19 protein-coding genes are annotated in these 25,161 nt (G+C 45.3%); 2 read left to right on the top strand and 17 right to left on the bottom strand.

The genetic code is table 11. The features are described from left to right. From LIR34_RS08085 to LIR34_RS08040, 10 genes are all read right to left on the bottom strand, one after another. Positions 1-978 carry an ABC transporter permease gene (locus tag LIR34_RS08085; protein WP_161283794.1) on the bottom strand — a complete coding sequence of 326 codons (978 nt, stop codon included), beginning with the start codon at positions 976-978 and terminating at the stop codon, positions 1-3. Between the two features lie 156 nt (positions 979-1,134). Continuing rightward, positions 1,135-2,127, bottom strand: a complete 993-nt coding sequence (locus tag LIR34_RS08080) for a substrate-binding domain-containing protein (protein ID WP_173902479.1) — start codon at positions 2,125-2,127, stop codon at positions 1,135-1,137. Beyond that, positions 2,127-3,911 carry a cache domain-containing sensor histidine kinase gene (locus LIR34_RS08075; RefSeq protein ID WP_173902478.1) on the bottom strand — a complete coding sequence of 595 codons (1,785 nt, stop codon included), beginning with the start codon at positions 3,909-3,911 and terminating at the stop codon, positions 2,127-2,129. Before LIR34_RS08075 ends, LIR34_RS08080 begins: the two co-directional genes overlap by 1 nt. Continuing rightward, positions 3,908-5,527 (bottom strand): response regulator, encoded by a 1,620-nt coding sequence (locus tag LIR34_RS08070; protein WP_173902477.1) that lies wholly within the window; start codon positions 5,525-5,527, stop codon positions 3,908-3,910. Before LIR34_RS08070 ends, LIR34_RS08075 begins: the two co-directional genes overlap by 4 nt. A gap of 542 nt (positions 5,528-6,069) precedes the next feature. Further along, positions 6,070-7,071, bottom strand: coding sequence for an aldo/keto reductase (locus LIR34_RS08065; protein WP_173902476.1), 1,002 nt, complete (start codon positions 7,069-7,071; stop codon positions 6,070-6,072). A gap of 42 nt (positions 7,072-7,113) precedes the next feature. Then, positions 7,114-8,043 (bottom strand): 1-phosphofructokinase, encoded by a 930-nt coding sequence (gene pfkB / locus LIR34_RS08060; protein ID WP_173902475.1) that lies wholly within the window; start codon positions 8,041-8,043, stop codon positions 7,114-7,116. A 1-nt stretch (position 8,044) separates the two neighbouring features. Then, positions 8,045-9,097 carry a galactitol-1-phosphate 5-dehydrogenase gene (locus LIR34_RS08055; protein WP_161283788.1) on the bottom strand — a complete coding sequence of 351 codons (1,053 nt, stop codon included), beginning with the start codon at positions 9,095-9,097 and terminating at the stop codon, positions 8,045-8,047. 18 nt (positions 9,098-9,115) lie between these two features. Beyond that, on the bottom strand, positions 9,116-10,636 hold the full coding sequence (gene xylB, locus LIR34_RS08050; RefSeq protein WP_173902474.1) for a xylulokinase: 1,521 nt from the start codon (positions 10,634-10,636) through the stop codon (positions 9,116-9,118). 62 nt (positions 10,637-10,698) lie between these two features. Beyond that, complete coding sequence (locus LIR34_RS08045; RefSeq protein ID WP_173902473.1) at positions 10,699-11,712, bottom strand: LacI family DNA-binding transcriptional regulator; 1,014 nt, start codon at positions 11,710-11,712, stop codon at positions 10,699-10,701. A 17-nt stretch (positions 11,713-11,729) separates the two neighbouring features. Beyond that, positions 11,730-12,581 carry a class II fructose-bisphosphate aldolase gene (locus LIR34_RS08040; protein ID WP_161283785.1) on the bottom strand — a complete coding sequence of 284 codons (852 nt, stop codon included), beginning with the start codon at positions 12,579-12,581 and terminating at the stop codon, positions 11,730-11,732. Between the two features lie 296 nt (positions 12,582-12,877). On the opposite strand from LIR34_RS08040, the gene LIR34_RS08035 reads away from it, so the two are divergent. Both LIR34_RS08035 and LIR34_RS08030 read left to right on the top strand, forming a co-directional pair. Further along, positions 12,878-13,321 carry an RbsD/FucU family protein gene (locus LIR34_RS08035; protein WP_161283784.1) on the top strand — a complete coding sequence of 148 codons (444 nt, stop codon included), beginning with the start codon at positions 12,878-12,880 and terminating at the stop codon, positions 13,319-13,321. Positions 13,322-13,428: 107 nt separating this feature from the next. Then, a complete protein-coding gene (locus LIR34_RS08030) occupies positions 13,429-16,209 on the top strand; it encodes a C1 family peptidase (protein ID WP_173902472.1) in 2,781 nt (926 codons plus the stop codon). Here the strand turns inward: LIR34_RS08030 and LIR34_RS08025 are convergent, their stop codons facing one another. The 7 genes from LIR34_RS08025 to LIR34_RS07995 all read right to left on the bottom strand — a co-directional run bounded on the left by LIR34_RS08025 (position 16,210) and on the right by LIR34_RS07995 (position 25,154). Then, on the bottom strand, positions 16,210-18,936 hold the full coding sequence (locus tag LIR34_RS08025) for a hybrid sensor histidine kinase/response regulator (RefSeq protein ID WP_244092272.1): 2,727 nt from the start codon (positions 18,934-18,936) through the stop codon (positions 16,210-16,212). Positions 18,937-19,282: 346 nt separating this feature from the next. Next, entirely contained in the window at positions 19,283-20,188 is a 906-nt protein-coding gene (locus tag LIR34_RS08020; protein ID WP_173902471.1) for a glycine betaine ABC transporter substrate-binding protein, read from the bottom strand. Continuing rightward, positions 20,166-20,774, bottom strand: a complete 609-nt coding sequence (locus LIR34_RS08015) for an ABC transporter permease (RefSeq protein ID WP_173902470.1) — start codon at positions 20,772-20,774, stop codon at positions 20,166-20,168. Before LIR34_RS08015 ends, LIR34_RS08020 begins: the two co-directional genes overlap by 23 nt. Further along, the gene (locus LIR34_RS08010; RefSeq protein ID WP_161285986.1) at positions 20,764-21,402 is read right to left on the bottom strand and encodes an ABC transporter permease; all 639 of its coding nucleotides are present in this window, start codon (positions 21,400-21,402) and stop codon (positions 20,764-20,766) included. The genes LIR34_RS08015 and LIR34_RS08010 overlap by 11 nt, the downstream gene beginning before the upstream one ends. A 2-nt stretch (positions 21,403-21,404) precedes the next feature. After that, positions 21,405-22,352: an ABC transporter ATP-binding protein gene (locus LIR34_RS08005; protein ID WP_161285987.1), complete on the bottom strand. Its 948-nt coding sequence runs from the start codon at positions 22,350-22,352 to the stop codon at positions 21,405-21,407. 77 nt (positions 22,353-22,429) lie between these two features. After that, positions 22,430-23,833, bottom strand: coding sequence for a trimethylamine methyltransferase family protein (locus LIR34_RS08000; protein ID WP_173902469.1), 1,404 nt, complete (start codon positions 23,831-23,833; stop codon positions 22,430-22,432). Positions 23,834-23,888: 55 nt separating this feature from the next. Beyond that, complete coding sequence (locus LIR34_RS07995) at positions 23,889-25,154, bottom strand: MFS transporter (protein ID WP_173902468.1); 1,266 nt, start codon at positions 25,152-25,154, stop codon at positions 23,889-23,891. Between the last annotated feature and the right edge of the window lie 7 nt (positions 25,155-25,161).

Raw genomic sequence — 25,161 nt, 5'->3', positions numbered from 1 at the left:
TCAGTTCTTTCTACGTCTTGCAGAAACGTCGGCATATACAGCTACGATTACAATGATACCTGTAATGATCATCTGCTGTCCTTTACCAAGACCAAATGCCATGATTCCCTGCTGCAGAAGAGAGATAATAAATACACCGATTACAGTACCGCCGATGGAAGCAAGTCCACCAACCATGGATGTACCACCCATTACACAGCCTGCGATTGCTTCGTTGTTGTACTGATCACCATAACCAGGCTGAACGGTTGTATATGTAGCTACGAAGAACAGTGCTGCAATTCCTACCAGGAAACCACAGATCATGTATGCAAGCATGTTCCATTTCTTGGTGTTAACACCGGAAAGACGAACTGCTTCTTTGTTGGAACCAAGGCAGAGGATATAACGTCCAGGTTTTGTATTGTAGAGAACAATTCCACATACAACTGCCATTCCAAGGAAAATCACCAGACCTACCGGGAATCCCTTGTAGGATACAATATTACGGAACCATCCGTTTACCGGGTCACTTCCCAGTGGCCAGCTTACGGACTGTGTCTTTGTAAATACGGAAGCAATACCTTTTGCAATGTTCATGGAAGCCATGGAAACGATGAATGCCGGAACTGACAGGTAAGAAACCAGCCATCCGTTAAAGGTACCAAATGCAAGACCGATCAGGATACAGATCACGATAGCTGCTGCACAAGGAAGACCATAAGATGTCATGCAGTAACCAGCTACCAGTGCACAACAGAACATTACCGGTCCGATAGAGAAATCAATTCCTCCAGTTGCAATTACAAATGTAACACCCAGTGACAAAAAGCCCAGGAAGTATACATAGTTTAAAGTAGACTTGATACTGTCACCAACAGGGAATTTACTTCCCAGAACTACTTTAAAAACCACGAACATAAGAACGAGAATACAGACAAGCAGGATTCTGTTCAAGCCGAGCTTTTTTACGATTGGATTTTGTTTAAGCTTTTCCAATTTTTCACCCTCCTTAAAAGTTTTTTATATCTGCGTTTTCTATATAATAACGTGAATTCTGCACAATTGTAATGGAATATCTTCCAAAAAAAGGTTAAATATTTACGGTTCGTACATAAATATTTAACCTTTTTTATAATAATTTCATTATTTAATTCATGAAAATTTCAACGTATTAAACGGAAATAACAGTTTTTCAATCTCACTGTTGTACATATTGTCCGGTGTTACCAGTTCGCAGCCGGAATTTACATTCTTCTCATAGCTTTTGCCCCGCAGCATGAGAACGGTTTCTTTCACACCCATGTATCCCATCTTAAAGGCCTTCTGCACGACCAGTCCCCTGAAAACTCCATTTTCCATCAGCTGAACTGCTTCCTGGGAACTGTCCACACCTACAACCTGGATACTGTCCTTTGCCCCTGCTGCCTTTACTGCCCTGGCCGCACCGACCGAAGAATACTCATTCATTCCCGCGATCATCTTGAGGTCCGGATATTTCTGCATCAGTTCAACAGTAAGCTTGCGCGACTTCTCATACTGCGAATCACAGTAGACTACCTCCACAATATTATCCGCCAGTTCACCCAGCCCCTTTCGAAATCCCTCTTCTCTCTCTACTGCGGTAGATACGCCTTTCACATGAGCCACGATCGCGATCTGATCATCCGGTCCAAGAAGGGTGGCTGCAAATTTTCCCAGTTTCTCTCCTGCCTCCAGATTATCTGTAGAGACCGTCAGATCCTGGATTTCTTCTTTTGTATAGGAATCAATAAAACTGATCCTGATTCCCATATCTTTTGCCTTTTTGAGAAGTTCATCTGAATCGGTGAAGCTTGAAGGTGAAAAAAGAATGGCATCCGGTTCATTTTGTATTGCCTCTTCCAGCAGTTCATTCTGACGCTTAACATCGTTTTCTTCGGACGGTGCAAGAACGCTTATCTCTGCGTTGTATTCCTTTGCTGCCATTTTGGCACCGAGGATCACGGATTTCCAGAAATCATTCGTACCATCCACTACCTTCGGAATATAGATCAGTGAAAGCTTCCTTTCTTCTATCTTCTTATTTCTATACCAGATGCCTCCGCCCAGTCCTCCGATCAGACAGATCACCAGGCAGATGCTCAGCCATTTTCTGTGTTTTGTCATCAAATTGCCTCCTGACTGCCAGGAATCGTGATCGTTGCCGTTGTTCCCTCGCCTTTTTTGCTCTCGTAGGTAATTCCATAATCATCCCCATAATAAAGTTTGAGACGTTTCTGTACATTATAAACGCCAACCCCATTGGAATGATAGTTCACCTTGTGCTTATCATAAATATGTGCGAGCGTTTCCTCATCCATTCCCACACCATCATCAATCACCTGAAGAACCGCATTTCCATCTTTCATGAATCCCTTTACAATAAGAAGTCCTTTGCTTTCTTTGTACTTCAGGCCATGATAGATTGCATTCTCAATAACAGGCTGAAGAACCAGCTTGATCAGTGGTATATATAATATAGAAGAATCTACGTCAATCTGGAATTCCAGTTTGTCTTTGTAGCGCATTTTCTGGATCGTAAGATAGCTTTTGGCATATTCCACCTCATTTATGATCGGAACCACCTCATCCTCATTGCTGATACTCTGTCTCAGAAGGCGGGCAAGCGATGCCGTCATCAGCACGACCTCTTCATTTTTCTTACCCTCTGCCATCCAGATGATGGAATCCAGAGTATTGTACAGAAAATGCGGGTTGATCTGTGACTGCAGTGCCTTGAGTTCACTTTTGCGCTTCTGCTCCTGCTCATAAACATTCTGTTCCATCAGTTCCTGTATGCGGTGGGTCATTGCATCAAATGATTTCGTAAGACTTCCTATTTCATTCTCTGAATCCACAACAACATCCGAAACACTGAAATCTCCCTCCTGAACCTTTTTCATGGAATCACGGAGTTTCTGGATTGGAAGTGTAATGCTTCTTGCCATAAATCTGGAAAAAAGCAGTGCCACAACTACCAGGAGAATCGCAGTAAGTACATAAACGCTCTGTGCCTGATGGCTTTTGCTCAGAAGTTCACGGACACTGGTACAGTCCACAACCGTCCAGCCCGTCTTTTCGGAACGCGAGATAGAATAAAGCTTTCCGTCTTTTCCCGTTCCTGTCAGAACCGTATCGTCATCCGTCTTCATGATCAGATCGATGTTCTCTGTCTGCAGTTCATTGTAGAGCTGCTGCTGCTGCGGATGATAGACAATATTCCCCTTCGCATCCATGATAAATGCATATCCCTTGGTTCCCACTGTACTCTGATCACACAGTCCGCTGATCGCACTGTAATTCAGATCGATAAAGAAGACTCCCTCTTTCTCACCGCTTCCCTCACGGTCACGGATTCCGCGACTCAGCGTGATCACCCACGGACGTTCCCCGCTGATGATATGCTGCACATGAGAGGATGTGAGCTTCGGTCCTTCCGGACTGTCCAGTGCCTGTGTATACCATTCCTGCGTATTCAGATCCAGATCACTGTTTACTGATTTCTTGCCATGATTGATCAGCATTCTGCCGCTTTTACTGATAATTCCGACATTTCGGATATCGCTCCGGCTGTCCAGGATCGTCTCAAACTGATTCAGGATACGGTATCTCGCCTCATTATTGATCTCATCGTCAAAAAGATAATCCTGAACGTCCTCACTGCTGGAGATCAGATAGGCAATATTCTCCATGTAATCTATATAGGAATCTATATTCTGATTCATCTGCTTGATGATCGTATGCGTATATTCCGAAGAATTCTCAAAAATAGACGTATTGGTAAAGCGCATGGATACTGCTGTCACGATCACAACTGCAATGAGAACCAGAAATGCGACCGTCGAAAAAATAACACTCTGGATACTTTTGAATTTCCCAACGATCACAGTTGCAAGTCCTTTTTTGTTCATCTGCGATTCTCCCTTGCATACTCTGTCGGTGTACAGCCGGTCATCTTCTTGAAGGAAATTCCAAAGTAATGTGCATCTGCAAATCCGACCTTCTCCGCAATCTCATAGTTTTTCAGGGTTGTATTTTCCAACAATTCCTTTGCCTTTTCCATTCGGGTACGTATCAGGACTTCTGTAAAAGTTTCTCCTGTCATTTCTTTAAATATAGAACTGAAATAACTGGTACTGATATTCAGATATGAGCAGATGTCATTAAGACTGAGATTAGGATCCATATAATTTTTCTGGATATAATCCAGGGCCATTCTTGCCTGACGCTCTCCACTTGATGTATTTAGCTCTGCCATGGCATCGTATACTCGCAGGATATATTTTCGCACGATCTCACATGCCTGACTGAAGGATTTCTGTTCTGTTATCTGACAGAGCAGTTCTGCTCCATCCTCATGGATTTCTGATATATCTGCCGAAACCTCCTCAGCCGCCATATCCGCAGCACGCATCACCTGCTGCAGATACATGCACGCACGGCTTTTGTCTGCAAGTGACTGTCTGATCTGCTCTTCGATCACCTGAAGCTCCGTTTCCATTTCTTCTGTTTTGCCGGATTTCAGGGCCTCTTTCAGTTTATCCAGTGATTCTCTGAGATCGATCTCCTGAACCGGATGGCTTTCCTCCATATCGATCAGAAGACTGCCTCCCTGAAGATAGCGATACTGAAGTGCCTGCTCTGCCATATCATGAGAGGCACTGAGGTTTTCGAGATTTTTTACCCATTTGCCGATTGCCATAGAGACATCTGTCCCCATGACCTTCTTGATCTCCGTCTGGATTTCCTGACAGATATTTTTGATCCTTCCATCAAAACTGCGGCTCCATTTTGTCTGAAACAGGACACAGACCCGATTGTTTCCTTCCTGATAAGCAATTCCGGCTTTTTCACGCTTCACGATCTCATCACTGATATTAAAAAGTACAAATGCCATCAGTGCACTTTCCTGACGCTTCTCCATATCCAGCTGATACATTCCGGAATAGAGATCAATATCAAAAACTGCCACACGATATCCGCAGCCAGAAAGAGTGATTCCCATTTTCTGCAGTCTGTTCAGACTTTTCTGGATGTCAGTGGTGCAGTTCACCAGAGCTTCGATTGCCTTCGAACGGATAACCTGTACATTTTCGCGATAATTCTCGGACGTTTTTGTCAGTGATTCCATTTTCTTTTTTTCTTTGCGGAGCTGATCTACTTTTTCTTTCATTTTCTGAATCACAGCGGTAAGCTCTGTTGCTGTTACCGGTTTGAGCAGATATTCGCTGACCCCATACTGGATTGCCTTCTTGGCATATTCAAACTCTCCGAATCCACTAAACACTACGATCACAATATCCGGATAGTTGTCATGCAGAAAATGGCTCAGTTCCATGCCATCCATATATGGCATAAGAATATCTGTCAGTACGATATCCACAGGATGTTCCTGCACAAATTCTGCTGCCTGTTTGCCATTCTCGCAGTCTCCTACCAATTCACAGTCAATACTTTTCCAGTCGATGTTCTCTTTTATTGCGTCCCTGACGAGGATCTCGTCATCTACCAACAGTATTCGATACATGTATATAATTCCCCCATCATAATTTTTACGAGTTTGATTATTTTTTGTCAGTATTTTATTTTAACACGAATCAAGGGATTTTTGTACAAAAAAAAGAGAGGATTTTAAAAAAAATTAGAAGATTTTTATGTTTTACAGGACGCTGGATATGAGAAGTTCCCCTGTCTGGTGACACGCTGCGTTTCCGGATTTTATTCGTGCGCTTATTTGCCCCTTCCTTTTGTTAACTCGCTTCGCTCAGACAGAACAACGGAAGGGACAGCTAGCACTCACAAAATCTCGGAAGCCTCGCTGAGTCACTGGACAGGGGAACTCTCATTCCAGCTGACTGTGAAAATATGAAAAATCCCATGCGGGGAGAACGGATGAAGAACCCACGAACTCATAGAATCATATATTATAAAATCACCAGTAGCTAAATTCATATAGAAATAATTTAAAGCGTGGCCAGGTGGGGTGCGCGAGGGGAGAGCGGCCTTCGCAACTGTGAGCACCCTCCCCTCGCATATTTTTTACAAAAATTCTCAGGGGATATAAGGGGATTATTGTATAATAAATCCCTCTTCGTCCCACAGATCATGCCAGTCCTTAGCACCTTCCCAGAGGAACACCTGGCCTTTGACCAGTCTGTTTCCTTTTTCCAGCGTTCCGATCTTAGCCATTTCTTCATCGGTCAGCGGATCTTCTGTTACGCATTTCAGGTTGCTGACATAATTATGTACAGAGAATGGAATAGAAATCTCTCCTCTCTGGTGAGCCCATTTCAGTGCGATCAATGCTGGATGCACACCGTGTGCTTTGGCGATCTCCTGCATTTCAGGTGTCTGCATATCGGCAACATCCTCCGGGCAGATGTCTCTTTCCGGTCTTCTCGGTGAACCAAGCGGCATATATCCTACCGGCTGGATGTTATGTGCCACCAGATAATCATACTGCTCCTGCTGCTGGAAGCACGGATGCAGCTCCAGTTCACATGCTGCAGGTTTAATCTTCATTAATGGAAGGACTGCTTCCAGTTTCGGGATCGTCATATTGGAAATACCAATGTAACGGATCTTGCCCTTTTCAACAAGTTCTTCACACTGACGGTAGGTATCCATGAATTCTTCCACACTGAATGGTCTGGATTCCGGGTTTCTGGAATCTACATCACAGAATGGTGCATGGTAGTTCGGAAATGGCCAGTGGATAAAGTAAAGATCCACATAATCGCACTGAAGATCATGAATGCTCTTTGTGCAGGCTTCCTCTACTTTTCGGTGCATATCATTCCAGACCTTAGTCATAATGAAAAGATCTTTTCGCTCCACTACACCTTCATCAAAGGCGGTTTTGAAAACTTCTCCGATCTGAGTCTCGTTTCCATAGCATGCTGCACAGTCAAACATACGGTATCCACAGCGAATCGCACCTGCAACTGCCTCAGACACTTCTTCTGCACTTACACGGTCAGAACCAAAGGTTCCCATACCCATACAGGGTACTTCTTCTCCTGAAGGAAGGGTTACTTTCGGCACGATTGCCGGATTGATAAATTCTGCCATTTTTGTTTCCTCCTAAATTCTACATTATATAATTTTTGATTTTTAAAGTTTTTCGATTTTGATCAGCGGAAGGAGTTTTTCCATATCTTCCATCACAAAGAATCCAGTCTCCTCACGCATGGCTGATGCAGCGGAGATTGCACTTGCTCTTCTTAAAGTCTCTTCCAGTGACAGTCCCTCGCTCAGTCCAAGTGCAAAACCTGCGATCATGGAATCTCCGCATCCTACGGTGTTTACTGCATCAATCTTTGGCACCACTGCACGGAAAATTTCCTCATCGCCTACTGCCAGAGAACCTTCTGCTCCAAGTGAAACCACTACTATCTCAACGCCCTTTGCATGAATTGCTTTTGCCGCTTCCATAATATCCTGCATATTGTCGCACTGCTTTCCTGTCAGCATCCGTATCTCATCAATGTTCGGTTTGATCAGTGTAGGGCAGGCTTCGATTCCAAGCTCCAGCAGTTTCCCGCTGGTGTCAAGGATTACCGGTTTGCCGGCTTCTTTCACAATTCTGACCAGGCTCTGGTATGCTGTTCCATCCAGACCTTTTGGAACGCTTCCCGACATGGAAACAACATCTGCGTTCTGTATAAGTTCCCTGAATTTCTTTTTAAATCCCTGGAAATCCTCTTCTGTCAGAGTAAATCCCGGCTCAAGAAATTCTGTCTGTACATGGTTGACTTCATCCCAGATATTGATACAGGATCTGCTCTCTGCATCCACATGGTAAAAATCTCCTCTGATCCCAAATGGCTTCAGGGCATCTTCAATATAATTTCCCGCATGACCTCCGACAAATCCGGTAGCCACTACTTCTGCGCCATAAATAGAAGCCGGTTTGGATACGTTGAGACCTTTTCCTCCCGGAACATAGGAACATTCCTTTACCCGGTTTACTTCTCCAACTTTAAAATCATCCACCACATATCTCTTATCGATTGCGGCATTTAAGGTTACTGTGAGTATCATCTTATTCTTCCTCGTTTGATAAAAGAATCTTTCCTTTTACAAGTCCCGGTGTCTTAAATAACTGAAATGCTTCCTGTGCCTGACTCATCGGGATTTTTTTGTAAATGAATCCCGGATCAAATTTCAGCTGTCCTGTTGCAAAATAATGTGCGGTCAGATCCCATTCACGTCCCGGGAACGGTGCACTGTAGGACATCCAGGAACCAGTCAGTTTGAATTCTTTGCGGTTCATATTTTCCCACTGTGCCGGTGTAAATGTCAGATTCTCGTGAGGAGTTCCGATAAAGCAGACGTGTGCTTTGTTTGCAGCCAGTTCAAATGCCATATGCATTGTCGGAACCTGTCCCGCTGTCTCAAATACGAAACCATACCCCTTACCACCAGTGATCGCCATGGCTTTTTCCATGTAGTCATCTTCTTTTGTGTTGATGACTTCGTCCGCACCAAGACGTTTTGCAAGTTCCAGACGTTCATTGCTGATATCAAAGACAACTACCTTTTTGGCGCCAAAAATCTTCGTCCACTGCATGGTAAACATTCCCACGGTGCCACCGCCGAGAATCGCCACATACTCTCCTCCGTGATAATCATTCTGGAACACTCCATGGATTGCAACCGTTGCCGGCTCAAACATGGCACCCTGTTCGTACGGAACACTGCTGTCAAAAGGAACTGCATTCTGTTCCGGAACTACCACATAGTCTGCATTACTTCCCTGCTGTCTGGATCCGATGAAGCTGTAATGCTTGCAGAGGGAAAAATTGCCCTGCTGGCAGTCATCACATTTCATGCATGGGAGAAGCGGTGCGCCTGACACACGATCACCAACCTTCACCTTGGTCACGCCTTCGCCAACTTCTACTACATCACCGGAGAATTCATGTCCGAGTACGATCGGATAAAAATGAACTCCATGATTCAAGACACGAGGGATGTCAGATCCACAGATACCGGAATATCTGACTTTGATCTTAACGGTTCCTCTGGTCACCTCTGGTTCTTCTATTTCCTGGTATTGTACGTCCTCATTTGCAACTACTACTGCTGCTTTCATAATCTATATTTTCTCCTTTCATATATTCTGTTTTGCTGTCATCATATGGGCCAGAGACTTGTAAAGTTCAAGGTAGGTCTGATAAGTCTGGTCGTAGATGACTTTGTTCTCCGGGTCTGGTTCATGGCGGCGGGTTTCTTTTACAGTAAGTGAAACTGCTTCATCATAGTCTTTGTAGAACCCAACTCCGACTCCTGCAAGGAGAGCCGCTCCAAGTGTGGTTGCCGTATCAGATGCTGGCACTATCATCGGTTTTCCTGTGATGTCGGATTTGATCTGCGTCCAGAGAAAAGAGTTCGCAGAGCCACCCATAGCTCTTAAGACTTCCACCTCTGCCCCAGCTTCTTTCGCCACTTCCAGGTTATGTCTCAGAGAAAGCGCGACACCTTCCATGCAGGCACGGACCATGTGTCCTTTGGTCTTGGCAAAGTCAAGCCCGTAAAAAACTCCCTTGGCGTATGGATTCCAGATTGGAGATCGTTCCCCGGACATATATGGAAGGAATACCATTCCATCACAGCCCGGTGATACTTTTGCGGCAATCTCGTTCAGCTGACTGAGGGAGGACATTCCTGTCTGTTCCTTCATTATCCGCTCATAATCCGCAAATTCACGCTCGAACCAGCGCATAACACCACCGCCTCCGGTGGTTCCTCCCTGAAGGAGCCATTTACCCGGGACAACATGAAAACTTAATATCAATCGCGGGTCGGCTTTGTACGCATCCATACAGATACTCATTCCGCCTGCCTGACCACCCTGCTCCTGCGTTTCTCCCGGATGGATAACTCCTGCGCCAAGTGTTCCACAGGCTGCATCAAGGCCACCGGCAACTACCGGTGTACCCTCCGAAAGTCCACATTTTGCTGCTGCCTTTGCGGTGACACTGCCAATCACATGGTCGCAGTCACAGATTTCCGGAAGAAACTCCATGGGAATTCCCAGAAGTTCACACATTTCCTCATCCCAGCAGGCTTTTTTCATGTCGAAGCAGTGAAGCCCGTATCCCTGCGATACATCCTGTGAGATCACGCCGGTCAGTTTATATGCGATATAGCTGTTCGATTGAAGAATCTTGTCGATCTTTGCATATACCTCTGGAAGATTTTCTTTGTACCAGAGAATCTTCGCGGTAGAATAAGACGGCTGAAGAGAATTTCCTGCCACGTCAAAAATCTTCTCTGCACCAATCTCCTGATTCAGTCTGTCACAGATGGACTGTGCTCTGGTATCCATCCAGATCGGTGTATTTGTCAGCACTTTTCCCTCTTTATCAATTGCTATCGCAGACCAGCTCTGCCCATCGATTCCAATTCCCGCAATCTCATCCGGCTTAATATCTGCTTTCTGTATTGTTTCTTTCGATGCCCGGCAGACGGCATCCCACCATTCTTCCGAATTCTGTTCCGCCCATCCTTCCTGCGGATAATATACCGGATAGTCACCACTGGCTGCTGCAAGAACCTTTCCGTTTCTGTCAAACACAGCCACCTTACATGCACTTGTTCCGATATCAATTCCCAATAAATATGATTTCATCCTTTTGCTGCTCCCATTTTTTGTAAAAGCCCTGTTTTTCCTGTATTACAGCATTTATAAATCTATCTGCTCAGAACACACACGGATTTTCCTTCCATGATCTCTGTCTGAAGTTTCTCCATAAAAGGCTCTTCCGATCCTGCTTCTCTCTTTTCAAGACGTTCCAGCATGATCCTTGCAACCTCTCTGGCAATTCCGTCCGTCGGCTGTGATACGATCGTAAGCTTCGGACGGCACGCCCTTGCAAACGGAAGATTATCAAACCCTATCATGGAAAGCTGTCCCGGAACCTGTATTCCCAGCTCGTTAACTCCAATCATCGCTCCCATTGTCATTTCATAGTTGGTCACAAAAACTGCAGTCATATCCGGATTGTTCCGGACAAGCTCTTCCAGACCTCTGACACCGCCTTTGATGGTATAATCTCCACGATAAACCAGCGAATTCTTTATTGAAATCCCGGCTTTTTCAAGTGCGGTACAATATCCTGTCAGACGTTCCTCTGCTGTAAAAATCCCCTCAGGTCCGCCGATAATCCCAATATTTCTGTGTCCTTTTTCTATAAAAAGCTCCACTGCTTCCTCGGCAGCTTTCTGGTTATCTACTAGAACACTGTCACACGGAATTCCCTGGATCCTGCGGTCGATCAGCACGATCGGCCGGCCCGTCTTCTGGAATCTCTTTAAATGTGCACCCGTTTCATCCACCGGCATATTGATGATTCCATCTACCCGGCGGCGGATCAGAAATTCCACCGCTTCCCGCTCCAGTTTCTTATCTGTACGACAGTCACACACGATCGTAGCATAGCCATGACTTCTGAGAATATCCTCCATCCCCGTTATGATCTCAGCACAGAATATATTATTCAGCTCCGGAATCACAACACCGATCGTCTTTGTCGCATTGGTCTTAAGTCCTCTTGCAACTTCGTTGACCTCGTAATGGAGTTCCTCGATGGCCTCTTCAATCTTTATTCTGTTTTTTTCTCTGACATTTCCTCCGTTAAAATAAGAGGAAATCGTAGCCAGGCCAAGTCCTGTCCGCCTGGCTATGTCTTTCATTGTCGCTGCCATTTTGTCTCTCTGCTTTCTTATTCTGCTTTGCCGTCACAGCCGCAGACTTTCATTCTTGCCATTACAAGTTCTTTCACTGCTGCGATAGCCGTCTTTCCATATGCTTTCGGATCAATGGTATCCGGTTTTTCTTTGAGAAGCTCTTTGACTGCCTTAGAATATGCTGCACGGAGCTCGGTAGCAAAATTCACTTTGCAGATTCCACGTTTTACGCAGTCCATAACATCCTCATCACTCAAACCGGAGGCACCATGGAGTACAAGCGGAATATCTACCACTTCACGGATCTCGCTGAGACGTTCTTTGTCAAGCACCGGTGTACCTACATAGAATCCATGTGCAGTTCCGATGGCAACTGCAAGAGAAGTAACTCCTGTACGCTCAACGAACTCTTTCGCTTCCTGCGGATCTGTATTGGTATCTGCTTCTGCCTCCAGATCGTCCTCTTTGCCGCCAACCTTGCCAAGCTCAGCTTCACATGGGATATTGAGTGCCCGTGCAACATCTGCCACACGCTTTGTCTCTGCAATATTTCCCTCGAAATCCAGTTTGGATCCATCGATCATGACGGAAGTATACCCTGCGTGCATTGCCTGCATCGCCAGTTCAAAGCTGCTGCCGTGATCCAGATGAAGGCATACCGGAACAGCTGCTTTCTCAGCCTCCGCTGCAACGATCGCTGCATAAGTCTCTACGGTTCCATATTTGATCGTAGATGGTGTTGTCTGGATCATAACCGGTGCTTTGAGTTCTTCTGCTGCCTGGATGATCGCCTTTACCATCTCCATATTCTCCGCATTAAATGCACCTACTGCATAACCGCCTTCCTGGGCTTTGGACAGCATTTCTTCTGATGTAACAAGTGGCATAATGATTTTCCTCCTCATAATGTGTGTATGTTTTCCTGTTATAAATACCTCAGTGACAGGAAACATTTCCAAAACCGAAACGTTTCCGTTTGAGTTAATCATACATCCCTAAAGCTCTTCTGTCAATCGTAAAAATATTATTTCACTTTATCCTTAGCAGTGTAAAATTTTCATCTTTTATCGGAAAATATTCTCTTGAAAAGTAACCGGAATACAGTTACATTCATTATATACAAGTTGTTTCAGAGTGAGACATGACATGATTCAGTAAAATTAATAAACGGAGGCATAAAGATATGTTAAAAGGAATTCCTGAAATCTTATCACCAGAATTATTAAAGGTATTATGTGAAATGGGTCACAGTGACCGTCTTGTAATCGCAGACGGCAACTTCCCGGTTGAATCCATGGGCAAGAATGCGATCACCATCCGCTGTGACGGACACGGCGTACCGGAGATCCTGGAAGCCATCCTCAAGGTTTTCCCGCTGGATACTTATGTAGAGCATCCTGTAAATCTTATGGAGGTTATGCCTGGTGATACTGTTGAGACACCGATCTGGGATACCTACAAAGAAATCATTCGTAAATATGATGACAGAGGAGACGCAGTTGTTGGAAATATCGAGCGTTTTGCATTCTATGATGAAGCCAAAACCGCTTACTGCATCATCTCCACAAGCGAAAAAGCACTGTATGCAAACGTTATGCTGCAGAAGGGTGTTGTCATCAACAATTAAATCACGGCCATCTTTTCTATAAAAAGCCCCGAACTTTTATTGTTCGGAGCTTTTTTTCATGTTATGATGAAAACAGAGTCAGAAATTAATTTCACGGAGGACATGATATGAATAAGAAAACACCCAACTTACTGCGCAGTCTGTCAGTCATTCTTTGTGCCGCCGTTCTTGCCGGAAGCTTTCCTTCCGATATGCAGACGGTTTCTGCTGAATCTGCGGACATTGATTTTGTCTCCTCTCCTGAAGAAGAGACTTCACCAGATGTAGAATTCACCGAAGAAACCATCGATGATACTCAGGGATCTGAGTCTGCTTCTGATAATACAGAATCTGCTTCCGATATCTCTTTGAGCACCGAAGATGGACTTTTTTCCTCAGAAGAGGATTCCCTTTTTACCTCCGGCGATTCTTCCGTTTCGGCAGATGATGATCTAGACTATATTCTCGGACGTCCTATGACAGAGGAAGAACGTCAGGCACAGCTGGCGCCACTGCAGAACCTCAAGCCTATGACACCCCTGGACGATGTCGACAGTGATCTTTCTTCCGATATCGCCACATACGCCGTCCTTCCTGAAGTATACGATTCCAGAGATGAGAACCTTGTAACTCCTGTCAAATTTCAGAATCCCTTCGGTATCTGCTGGGCTTTCAGCCTTCTTTCCAATGCAGAGACCAGCCTTCTTTCTCAGGGACTGGGATGCTGGGATCTTTCTGAGGAACATCTTGCCTATTTCTTTGCTCACCGCACGGATGATCCACTTGGAAACACCCCAAATGACAAATATATCCACAAAGGAAGTGATTATCATGACAGTGGAAATGGTATGATCGCGTCCTTTTTCTTAAGCACCTGGTCCGGCATGACTACCGAAGATAAGGTTCCACTCCCTACTGACAGCACCCATACACGGGATTTTTCGGCATCCATGGTTCCTGACAGCAGCCTTGCCTATGATACCTCTGTCTATATGGAAAACGCTGTTTTTTCGCAGTATGGGGAAGAACGGACCAAACTGCTCCTTTCACAGTATGGATCTGTTTCTGCCATGATCTATATGGACAGCAGTGGCAGATATTACAATCCGGACACTGCCGCCTCCTGTTATCCGTCATCAGGCTCCGTAAATCACGCTGTCACCCTTGTCGGATGGAACGATCATTATTCAAAGGAAAATTTCACCTCCGCTTCCGATGTCCAGAATAATGGTGCCTGGATCGTCAAAAACAGCTACGATACTGACTGGGGAGATAATGGATATTTCTATATTTCCTATGAGGATCAGTCCTTAAGAAACCTTATATGCAACACGGCTACCACAGCTCCAGCATATCCGAATAATTATTTTTATGACGGGGCAAATTCAAGTACAACAACTTTCACTTTAAAGACTGGCTATTCGATCGCTAATATTTTTACCGCAAAGGCCGGAAAAGGAAACTACGAACAGCTCGGTGAGATCGTGACTGCTTCCAAAACTGACAACGCTTCCTATCAGATTCAGATCTATACAGACCTTACGGATCCAAAAGATCCTGCCAGCGGAGTTCCTGCTTATGCAGCCCCCTTTGAGTACACACAGGCACTCGCCGGAATTGATACCGTAACTCTCCCGGAACCAGTCATGCTGACTCCCGGTTCTCAGTTTTCGGTTGTACTGACTCTGGCAGATTCACAGATCAGTTATTATGTGGAAGCATCCAGGGATCTGGACTGGCTGGAAACTGTTGCCGGAACTACTCCCGGACAGAGTTTCTATTCCAGAGATTCCAAAACCTGGAAGGATGTCGCAACCCTGGACAGCCCCTATTGCTTCTCCATTAAAGCACACACCAGAACCCTTGACCAGGCACCAACCGCTACGCCAACTGTTGCACCGACACCGACCGTAACTCCGACTGCGACTCCGACACCAACTCCGACTGCGACTGCGACTCCTACCGCAACTCCAACTGCGACTCCTACACCAACAGTTACTGCGACTCCTACTCCTACCGTGACTCCGACTGTCACTGTGACACCTACTCCGACCATAACGCCAACTCCAACCGTTACTGCGACCCCGACTCCGACCGCTACACCGACTCCGACTGTCACTGTGACACCTACTCCTACCGTAACACCAACTCCAACCGTTACTGCGACCCCGACTCCGACCGCTACACCGACTCCGAAGCCGCGCACTTATCAGGTAAAGTATGTCAGGAACACCAGGCTCAATGTAAGCGGTATTCCTTCCGACAAAACCCGCTATGCTTCCGGCAAAACTGCCAGAGTTAAGAATGCGCCTTACTGTACTTCCCGCTTCTTTGCCGGCTGGAATACCAGAGCCGACGGAAAGGGAACCCGCTATTTGCCGGGCCAGAATATCAGGATCAAAGGAAATGTTACCCTGTACGCTCAATGGCAGGTAAGTCATACCACTTCCTCTCTGATCTATCGTGTGACCGGAAAGCAGACCGTCACCTGCTATGGAACTTCCAACAGCCGTCTTGGCAAGGCTGTCATACCGCTCACCATCAAATATGCAGGTGCCACCTACAAGGTAACTTCTGTATGGAGCAAGGCCTTTGCCAACAAGAAGAAGCTTTCCAGTGTTGTAATCGGACATAATGTTTCTGCCATCGGAAGCCAGGCCTTTTATAACTGCCGGAATCTTAAGACCGTCACGATCGGTACCGGACTGACACGCATCGGTTCCCAGTCATTCCGGAATGTAAAAACAAAATGCGTCATTACGATCAAAAGCACCCGCCTTACCACCGTTTCCTCTAAGATCGATCAGGGTGTAAAAAAGATGACCGTCCGCGTTCCAAAGGCAAAATATTCAGCCTATAACCGCCTGCTGCGAAAGCACTCCAAAACAGTCCTTGTGAAACGATTCTGATCAGTCCACCACTGGTGGCTGAACCAGTTTTGCCACTGCCTGAAGTACAAGTTCCGTATTCAGCGGCTTCGCAATGTGTTCATTCATCCCAGCTGCTTTTGACCTTATTTTATCTTCTGTAAAAGCATTTGCAGTCATTGCGATGATTGGAATTGTCCTGGCATCTTTTCTGTTCAATCTGCGGATTCTTTCGGTTGCTTCATAACCATCCATCTCTGGCATCATGACATCCATCAGGATCGCATCGAAGCAGCCTTCCGCAGATTTTTCAAAAATTTCAAGGGCTTCCCGGCCATTCCATGCCTTTGTCACAACTGCCCCTGCATTTTGCGTGATAAATTCCACGATTTCCATATTCAGTTCATTATCCTCAACCAGAAGGATATTCAGACCGGCAATGGAACATACGGATTTCTTTGCTTTCTTTTCTGCCTCTCTTTTTTCCATATCAATTTTGAACGGTATCGTGATCACAAAGGTAGTACCCTTGTCCTTCTCACTCTCAAAAGTAATATCTCCGCCCATTCTTTTTACAAGCCCCATCGTAATCGACATTCCAAGTCCCGTACTGCCATATTTGCTGTAACCGCCGACCCTCTCCTGCGTGAACGGTTCAAAAAGATGCTCCTGGAATTCCCGGCTCATGCCAATTCCCGTATCTCTGCAGGTAAATTCGAACACTGCAGTATCACCTTCTGCAGAAATTTCTCTGCATCTCAGCATAATCTTGCCATGCTCCTTATTATACTTGACTGCGTTACTTATAAAATTCATCATGATACGTTTTACATGAACCGGACTGCCGATCAGATTCCAGTGGACAACTCCAATGTTGTCCTGGGTGATTTCTATTTTTCGTTCCTCCGCCATTTTTTCGATTATCTTAAGAACATTCTGCCCTATATCATAAAGGTTAAACGGAACCTCCTCCAGCATAATCTCACCGGATTCCAGTTTTCCCATATCAAGGACCTCATTGATCAGCTCCAGCAGAAGGTGAGAGGCATCCCTGATCTTTTCTCTGCATTCTGCCAGTTTATTTATATCATTATGGTAATAATCCGCGACCTCGAGCATCCCGCAGATTCCATTGATCGGTGTGCGGATATCATGACTCATTCTCCTGAGGAAATTTGTCTTGGCTTCATTGGCACGCTCTGCAGTATCCAGTGCTTCTTTCAGAAGCTTCTGCTGTCGGATTTCAGCCTCCACAACATCATCTACATTCAGAAATCCCAACACAATAATCCCTGAATCCTCGTTTCTGATAACGCGGAACTGATAATAATGAACCTCATCTCCGTTTTTTACCCGGTAGTTGCCCTTGTACTCTTCTTTTTTCCTGATCCTCTTACGCACATTGCGAAGCCTCAGTACTTCATGCAGCATATCGCGGTCATCCGGATGCACCCGCTCTTCAATGTATTTTGCAAGAAACTTCTTATAAGAATAGCTGCCGTCCTCTTTCTTCTTCAGGCCATCTTCATTTCCCTCTTCCTCTTTGATGATCGAGAGCGTTTTTTCTCGGAGATTCAGAAGATATACATCCCTGTAATTGCTGCTGAGTGTACGGACAATACTGACCTGCGTCTCATATTCCTCCTGTGACCGGGTAATATCCACTCCATACAAAAGTCCCTCCAGATGATTATTCGACGGATTTATCAAAAGCCGTACCACGTACTTTGAAATACGTGCAATATTGTCATCATAATAGCATCTCGAAATTCTTGTTATCTCCACCTGTCCCGCATTGTAGTTCTCAAGCATGGAATTTCGACAGAAAGCATCAATGAAATCCTGTCTGTCCTGCTCCTTCGGAATATACTGTGCCGTATCCCGGACAAACGCATCAATCGTACAATCCGACTCCAGTATATCCACGATCGCAGATGTTCCACCGGTTTTGAGTATCTTATCATCCGTGATATCCAGATGAAAATATCCCGCAGCATGAGAAATGGAACCAATCAGGGAATTCAGTTGATTTTCATATATTTTGCGTGCATTTACATCATTATCCTCGCATGCGGCAGCGATTATAAAATCCTGCTCATCCTCCGTTTCACCGTTTCTGGTAACCAGAAGATAGTAATAATGCGTCTCTTCTCCTGCACTCCTGAAATGCACCCTGAAACTCGATGAATTTGCAAGTTTCTGTTCCAGATAATCCAGTTCCATTTTTTTTAGGACGTAGCTGCGGTCATCCGGATGGATATAGCGGGTAAGATATTCCCTCACTGTATCATAATCCGCATTATCTTTCACAATACTGTCGTCCGGATCATTTGTAAATTCAGAGCGGTAAACAGAAATTGTTTTCTGCTGACGGTTGACAGAATAAACTGCCACATAGTCCGAAGCAAGCCGATTGACTGCCCCCAGAAGACGCAGAGATTTCTCTCCTGTAGGAATCGCACTTGACATTCTCTCTCCCTCTGCAACGGTACTGAAAACCAGTGCATGCCCTCTGCTGCCGTCCAGAAGGATGGTATCCACCGCATCCACAGTCTCGTAAATATGACGAATGGGATCCAGATATGTCTTTGGACCGCAGATTCCATTGACCACCGGACACGGCGGACATGGTGCATCCAGTCCCATCAGTGCTTTGTAACATTTCATTCCCATCTGAAGGCTCGGATAGATTTCCTTCGCTGTCTCGTTAAACCCAATAATATTGTAATCCCCGTCAATACTATAATATCCTGATGAATGTGCCCCCATAAAGTCCCCTTTCCTGTTCCATTCTATTTCGTAACTGTTCAGCACCCTCACAGTCACGAGTCAAAATGCCTCGCGGGATACTGCTTTCTGAATAATTACCTAACTATTTAATATATCGAGCTGCATAAACAGTATTATCAATAAGAGTATATCATTTTTTGAAGCAGTTGGAAATCTGCTTATTTGTCGTAGAAATATAAAAATTGATTGCTAATAATCAGATGTTTAGCACAACTGAAGCATACGATATCATTTGTTATAGAATTTGATCAGGAATACTCTTAGTTAAAAAGCCGCGGCAGGTATCTTCACATCTCATATACCCGCCACGACTTTGGATAAAAATTTAACGCATATTATGTTCTTCCAGAAACTCTCTGGCTACTTTTTTGGGTTCTTCGACCTTCACATCGATCCGATAATTCAGGTCAGTACAGATCTCGTTGTCAAATTTTCCTGCGAGTTCCTGGAAGATCGCTTCCAGTTCCGGAAAATCTTCATAAAGATCCGCACGGAGCAGATATGCACCATTGTATTCCGGGAAGAAGTGCAGATCATCCTCCAGAGTCACCAGTCCAAACCGCTTATTCAGCCCGTCTGTGGAATACACGACAGTCACATCCATATTTCCGGCATTGATCCCGACATACTTTAATCCGCGGTCGATCGTGTTATTCTGTCTGAAATCCAGTCCGTATGTGGAAACAAAAGCATCGAAGTGCTTGGATCCCTCATCAAAAAACTCATGCTCTGCCGCAAAGGTCAGTTCCTTTGCACATTTCTTCAGGTCACTGACCTTTGTGAGATGATACTTTTCTGCCGTCTCCGGCATCACTGCCGCCACATAGGTATTCTGCTCACCAAGCTTCGGTGAAAGCATGACTCCGGCTTCCTTTTTGCCGAGTTCATTTGCATAGTCATACAGGCTTGTTCCCTCTGGCACCTCTGACGGATCATGTCCCAGATAAGCCGTCAGAAGAGAGCCGTCATAGCTCATGTAAATGTCCATTTTGCCGTTTTTGATCTGCTCGAAGGCAAGGCTGCTGGCCATAGAATCCTTTACCTTCACCCTGATATCTGTCCGATCCTCGATCATCAGCTTCGCAATCTGTGTAAACAGACGCATCTCAGCAAAGTCACCATCTATGATTGTCACCGTCCTTTTGTCTTTGGATCCGCAGGCACAGAAAGACAGAAGAAACAGACAGACAACAAATATCACCAGAAATCTAGCTGGTTTTCTTTTCCTCATAAGAAGCTTCCCCCTTCTTTTCCAAAAAGCCGAGCAGATAGTCAAATACCATGGACATGACCATCAGAGCAAATGTCCCCCTGAAGATCATTGCGAAGTTCTGAATTCGAATTCCCCGATACAGAACGCTTCCAAGACCACCGCCGCCCACAAAAGTGCCAAATACAGCGACACCAACTGCCGTAACTACCGCAATCCGGATCCCTGTCAGGATAAATGGAAAAGCCATTGGAATCTCCACATATCTCAGCTTTTCCCATCGATTCATCCCCATGGCATCTGCTGTTTCTTTGTAAACTGCACTGACGTTCTTTAATCCGGTGTCTGTATTCCGAACAACAGGAAGAAGCAGATACAGCACCATGGCAATGATCACAGTCAGCCCATTGGCACCAAATACCGTCATCAGAAGTCCCATAACAGCAAGTACCGGAACTGTCTGCATCAGATCCACTGCTGTCAGGATCACCTTTCCCACTTTGGGATGATAATAAGTAAAAATCCCCAGCGGCACGCCAGACAGAATTACAAAAAAGCAGGATACAGCCACCAGGTATAAATGTTCCAGAACCATTCTAAGATTCATCTTCCTGCAACCCCTTTGACACACATATTTTCTCTATTTTATCAATCACCAGCCGAAACAGCACCGCCAAAACTGCGATCGGAACGGAACCGATCACGATATATTCTTTTACATTGGCATCAATCCCACGGTATATAAATTCTCCAAGTCCGCCCTGGCCGATCATCGCCGCCAGAATCGCCCAGCTCACGGTGTAGATCAGCGACATGCGGATTCCGGAAAAGATCGCCGGAAGTGCCATCGGAAATTCCACTCGCCAGAACATCTGCCATCTGTTCATTCCGCAGCCCCTGGCCACCTCCATGAAGCTCTGATCGATATTCAGAAAACCCTGATAAGAATTTTTGAGGATTGGAAAGACTGCGTAAATACTCAATGCCGTAAGAACAGTCCAGAGCGTCATTCCCATTTTGAGCATGAGAACCCCAATAAAAACAATACCCGGGATCGTCTGGAATACGCTGACCAATGGCATAATGATTCCTGCCGCTTTACGGAAGCGGGAAAGAAATACCGCCAGAGCCAGTCCGATCACCGCCGCGATCAGCACTGATATCACTACATAAACGATGTGCTGCCCGATGGCAGTCAGTAATTTTGCACCATATTTATCGATAAACGTCTGCATGATCACACCTTCTTTAAAAGAGACTGTATGATGCTTTCCATAGAAAGCTCGCCAACAGGCACTCCGTGCTCGTCCTTTACATAGATCTGTTTATATTTGGAAAGATCAATATTCCGACTGATCTCCCTGATTCCCTCTGTCGCAGAAACCACAGGTGCATCTGCACTTATGATTCCATGATACGGCAGCATCATATCTCCTGCCGTGAGCTGGTCTCCCGAAAGAGTGACCTCCTGAAGAGATATAAATTTTCGTATCTCCTCGTTTGCCGGATGAAGCACCATCTCCTTCGGTGCCGCTTCCTGAAGGATACGTCCCCTGTCCATAAATATCACACGGTCTGCCATTTTCATAGCCTCATGCATATCATGGGTAATAAAAAGAACACTGATATTTAATTCCGTCTGAATCTTCTTGACCTCCGACTGAAGAATCTCCCTGGTAATCGGATCCAGAGCTCCAAAAGGCTCATCCATAAGAATGATCGGGGGATTGACCGCCAGTGCACGCAGCACACCTATTCGCTGCTGCTGTCCCCCTGAGAGCTGCTTCGGATATTTTTTGCCATATTCTTCATAAGGCATATTGACAATATCCATAAGTTCCCGCACTCTCTTCTTCGTTCTCTCTTTGTCCCATTTCATGATCTTTGGGACAACAGAAATATTCTCTTCCACCGTCATATTCGGAAACAGGCCGATCTGCTGGATCACATAACCAATAGAAGTACGAAGCTTCACAAGATCCATCTCCCGATTATCTGTACCATTAATAAGAATCTGTCCTCCTGATGGTTCGATCAGGCGATTCAGCATCTTTACCGTCGTCGTCTTGCCGCAGCCGGACGGGCCGATCATCACCACAAACTCTCCCTGCTCCACCGTAAAGTTTACGTCCCTGATAATCTCTCTGTCCCCGTAGCTTTTTTGGACGTTTTTATAAATAATCATTATTTTATCAACCCCTTTATACAGAAAGGTGAAGGCAATCCAGGTGGACCGCCTTCACCCATTTCAGTATAAGTTAATTACAAATACTTTTCAATGACTTTCATCTGTTCCGGAGTGATCTCAGGTGCTTTGTAGCTTTCGATTCGATTCTTTACAACCTGGGAAGCACGATCCTTGATGCTTACGCTGCCATCATTTTCCCATGCCTTGTAATCTGTCTTGACAAAGATATCCGGAATGAAATGCTCTTTTCTGTATTCTTTTGGTGTTCTTCCGTAAAGGAAGGTTCCCTTCGGACCAACTTTGGCGATCTCTGCAGTATAATCCTTGGTTCTGTCAATGTCCACACCTTTGTAGAGACGTTTCACCATCTTGATGAGCTGTTCATCAACCACATATTTCTCCAGAGATGTTACGTTAAATCCACTTAACATACCTGCTGCAAAATAGATCAGATCAACATCACTTAATGCTCCACATGTCAGGTTCAGTGCGGATTCCACACCTGCCTGGAAGTCAATGTCGACTGCATCGTTTAATGCTCCGGAGGTACGGAATGGCATGTGATAGAATTTTGCCATCGCAGCTGTTGCCAGAGAGATCAGTGCTGTTTCGCTGTTGCCCAGTGCCATGGAAACCTTTCTCAGGTTTGTGGATGTAGAAGTATTTCCATAAAAAATTGGAAGTCCCGGTCTTAATAACTGGATCAGTACGATCGCCGCCAGAAGCTCTGCGTTGTTCTGGATGATCGTTCCCATCAGGGAAGCCTGGCTGGTCAGAGCCGGAAGCGAACATGCAGCCAGCTGTATCGGCTGATTGCGCTCACAGTATACATACAGTGCATCCAGTGCTTCTTTGATATAAGCCAGAGGTGAGATCGGGCTGACACATCCGATCATGACAGGCTCATTGTTTTCTTTACCGATAAACTGAGATACCATGTCGATCAGTCTGGATGCTACCATGCCGGTATCTTCCTTCGCCGTCATAAGTGCAGTGATGGACATCGGCAGAGTTGTGTAGCGAAGCAGAGCTGCCATCATATGATAGGCTCTCTCGTTACGGTCGATATCATAGGTGTCACAGAGATTTAAGTGCGTCATATCCAGACAGTCACTTGTCTGAACCAGCTTACAGATACGTACATAGTCATCCATAACTGCAAAACGGAATTTGCCGTCTTCCAGAATATATGGAGGGCTTCCTGCTGTACACATGCTCTTGCTGCCATGTCCCATCTGATAGATGGTTCCGTCAGGACGATAGAGTTCCAGAGAATCCACAACCGTAGACAGCCCCTTCTCTACCAGTTCCTTTGTGAAGTAAACCACATTCCCATCTACACGTGCACCGTGTTTCTGAAGCACGTTTCTTGCTTTCTCATCATCAAACACACAGCCTGTCTCGGCTAAAACCTTTAAGGACTGCTCATGAATAAACGCAGCGTCCTCCTGAGTAAAAAACAGTTTTTCTAAATCCATAATCTATTCTCCTGTTCATTCAGTCACTTGTTTTCATAATACTGTTTATTTCTATCTACTTTTCATTTGCTTCCAGCTTCTTTGCATATACCTTTACCAGATATGCACACAGAACTGCAAGGAGTGCACTGACTGCCAGAACACCAAAGATCCTTGTGTAGGCACCTGCGGTATCATATGTATCCAGCCACTTTCCGGCAACCGGAGATACAAACATATCCGGTACAAAACCAATTACGGAGAGGATTCCGGAAGCAGATCCAAAAATGGCTGCCGGAACTTTTGTTTCCGTAAACATAGAAGAAGTCACTCCATAAGCACCATTTAAGAAGAAGGACAGGATGATGATCAGAACCACTGCCGGAATGATAAATTCCGCCTTTTTCGGTGCCACAGCAAGAACTGCCAGGCTGACAGCCGTGATCACACCACAGACGATGATCATGATCGAAGGTTTCTTCTTCTGTGCGATTTTTCCGACGATCGGAGAGGAAAAAAGGCTGGTACCATAGGTACGGATCGTGCCCACTACAGAAGCGATCGCTGCTGTTGCTCCGATAGCTGTCAGGAAGGAGACTGTATATGCCAGTGAAGTATAAATCGTGTAAACAAAGAACATACATAAAGTAGTCAGCCATACACCTGGATGCTTTAATGCCTGTCCCAATTCGCTGAAATCCAGTTTCTTCTTCTCGGTATTCTCAAATTCATCCGCAAACTTCGGTATGAAGATAAAGGACAGTACCGCAAAAACCGCGTTGATGATCGCGTAGAACATGATCACTGTCTTGAATCCCTTTGCCGGATCTGCAAACTTGCCAAAAATGCCAATGGAAATAAAGCTTACCACAAGTCCTACCACACCTACCACGCCATAGGAGATACCAATGTTTGTGGAGTAGTTCTCTTCTGTACTTACAAGACGGATCGCCTTATAACGGATCCCCCAGAAGATGAAGGTGGTACACAGTCCAAACAGCAGGAAGATCATCTTTAACTGTCCGTAGCTCGGAGCTGTGGAATACCAGAATGTCAAGATGGAACTCATGGCAAATCCAAGTGTTGCCAGATATTTTACACGGACCTTATCTGCCAGAACGCCGCCCGGGAAATATGCGATGGTAGCTGTTGTACCATACAGACCATAAAGCACTCCAAGCTGACTGTTAGAAATCTTAAGGCCATCAATTACCTGATCATAGAAAGAATATCTCGCCAGATAAGTTAAATAAACAACGTAGGCACCGCAGCTGATGATCGCGACTACCATCCATCTGGTAAATGTACTGATCGAAGCGGATGTTTTTAACTCTTTATCCATAAGATCC

It is taken from the genome of Blautia sp. MSK17_66 (genome assembly GCF_020538025.1).
In the GTDB taxonomy this organism is placed as follows: domain Bacteria; phylum Bacillota; class Clostridia; order Lachnospirales; family Lachnospiraceae; genus Blautia_A.
Note: the sequence above shows the minus strand (reverse complement) of the source record. Positions and strands in the feature narration are given on the sequence as shown.

Coding starts and splice junctions, on each gene's coding strand:
- LIR34_RS08025 (WP_244092272.1), bottom strand. CDS start 18,936: ATGGGGGCACATTCATCAGGATATTATAGTATTGACGGGGATTACAAT.
- LIR34_RS08005 (WP_161285987.1), bottom strand. CDS start 22,352: ATGATTATTTATAAAAACGTCCAAAAAAGCTACGGGGACAGAGAGATT.
- LIR34_RS08010 (WP_161285986.1), bottom strand. CDS start 21,402: ATGCAGACGTTTATCGATAAATATGGTGCAAAATTACTGACTGCCATC.
- LIR34_RS08065 (WP_173902476.1), bottom strand. CDS start 7,071: ATGGCAGAATTTATCAATCCGGCAATCGTGCCGAAAGTAACCCTTCCT.
- xylB (WP_173902474.1), bottom strand. CDS start 10,636: ATGAAATCATATTTATTGGGAATTGATATCGGAACAAGTGCATGTAAG.
- LIR34_RS07995 (WP_173902468.1), bottom strand. CDS start 25,154: ATGGATAAAGAGTTAAAAACATCCGCTTCGATCAGTACATTTACCAGA.
- pfkB (WP_173902475.1), bottom strand. CDS start 8,043: ATGATACTCACAGTAACCTTAAATGCCGCAATCGATAAGAGATATGTG.
- LIR34_RS08030 (WP_173902472.1), top strand. CDS start 13,429: ATGAATAAGAAAACACCCAACTTACTGCGCAGTCTGTCAGTCATTCTT.
- LIR34_RS08075 (WP_173902478.1), bottom strand. CDS start 3,911: ATGAACAAAAAAGGACTTGCAACTGTGATCGTTGGGAAATTCAAAAGT.
- LIR34_RS08015 (WP_173902470.1), bottom strand. CDS start 20,774: ATGAATCTTAGAATGGTTCTGGAACATTTATACCTGGTGGCTGTATCC.
- LIR34_RS08000 (WP_173902469.1), bottom strand. CDS start 23,833: ATGGATTTAGAAAAACTGTTTTTTACTCAGGAGGACGCTGCGTTTATT.
- LIR34_RS08080 (WP_173902479.1), bottom strand. CDS start 2,127: ATGACAAAACACAGAAAATGGCTGAGCATCTGCCTGGTGATCTGTCTG.
- LIR34_RS08035 (WP_161283784.1), top strand. CDS start 12,878: ATGTTAAAAGGAATTCCTGAAATCTTATCACCAGAATTATTAAAGGTA.
- LIR34_RS08040 (WP_161283785.1), bottom strand. CDS start 12,581: ATGCCACTTGTTACATCAGAAGAAATGCTGTCCAAAGCCCAGGAAGGC.
- LIR34_RS08020 (WP_173902471.1), bottom strand. CDS start 20,188: ATGAGGAAAAGAAAACCAGCTAGATTTCTGGTGATATTTGTTGTCTGT.
- LIR34_RS08055 (WP_161283788.1), bottom strand. CDS start 9,097: ATGAAAGCAGCAGTAGTAGTTGCAAATGAGGACGTACAATACCAGGAA.
- LIR34_RS08045 (WP_173902473.1), bottom strand. CDS start 11,712: ATGGCAGCGACAATGAAAGACATAGCCAGGCGGACAGGACTTGGCCTG.
- LIR34_RS08070 (WP_173902477.1), bottom strand. CDS start 5,527: ATGTATCGAATACTGTTGGTAGATGACGAGATCCTCGTCAGGGACGCA.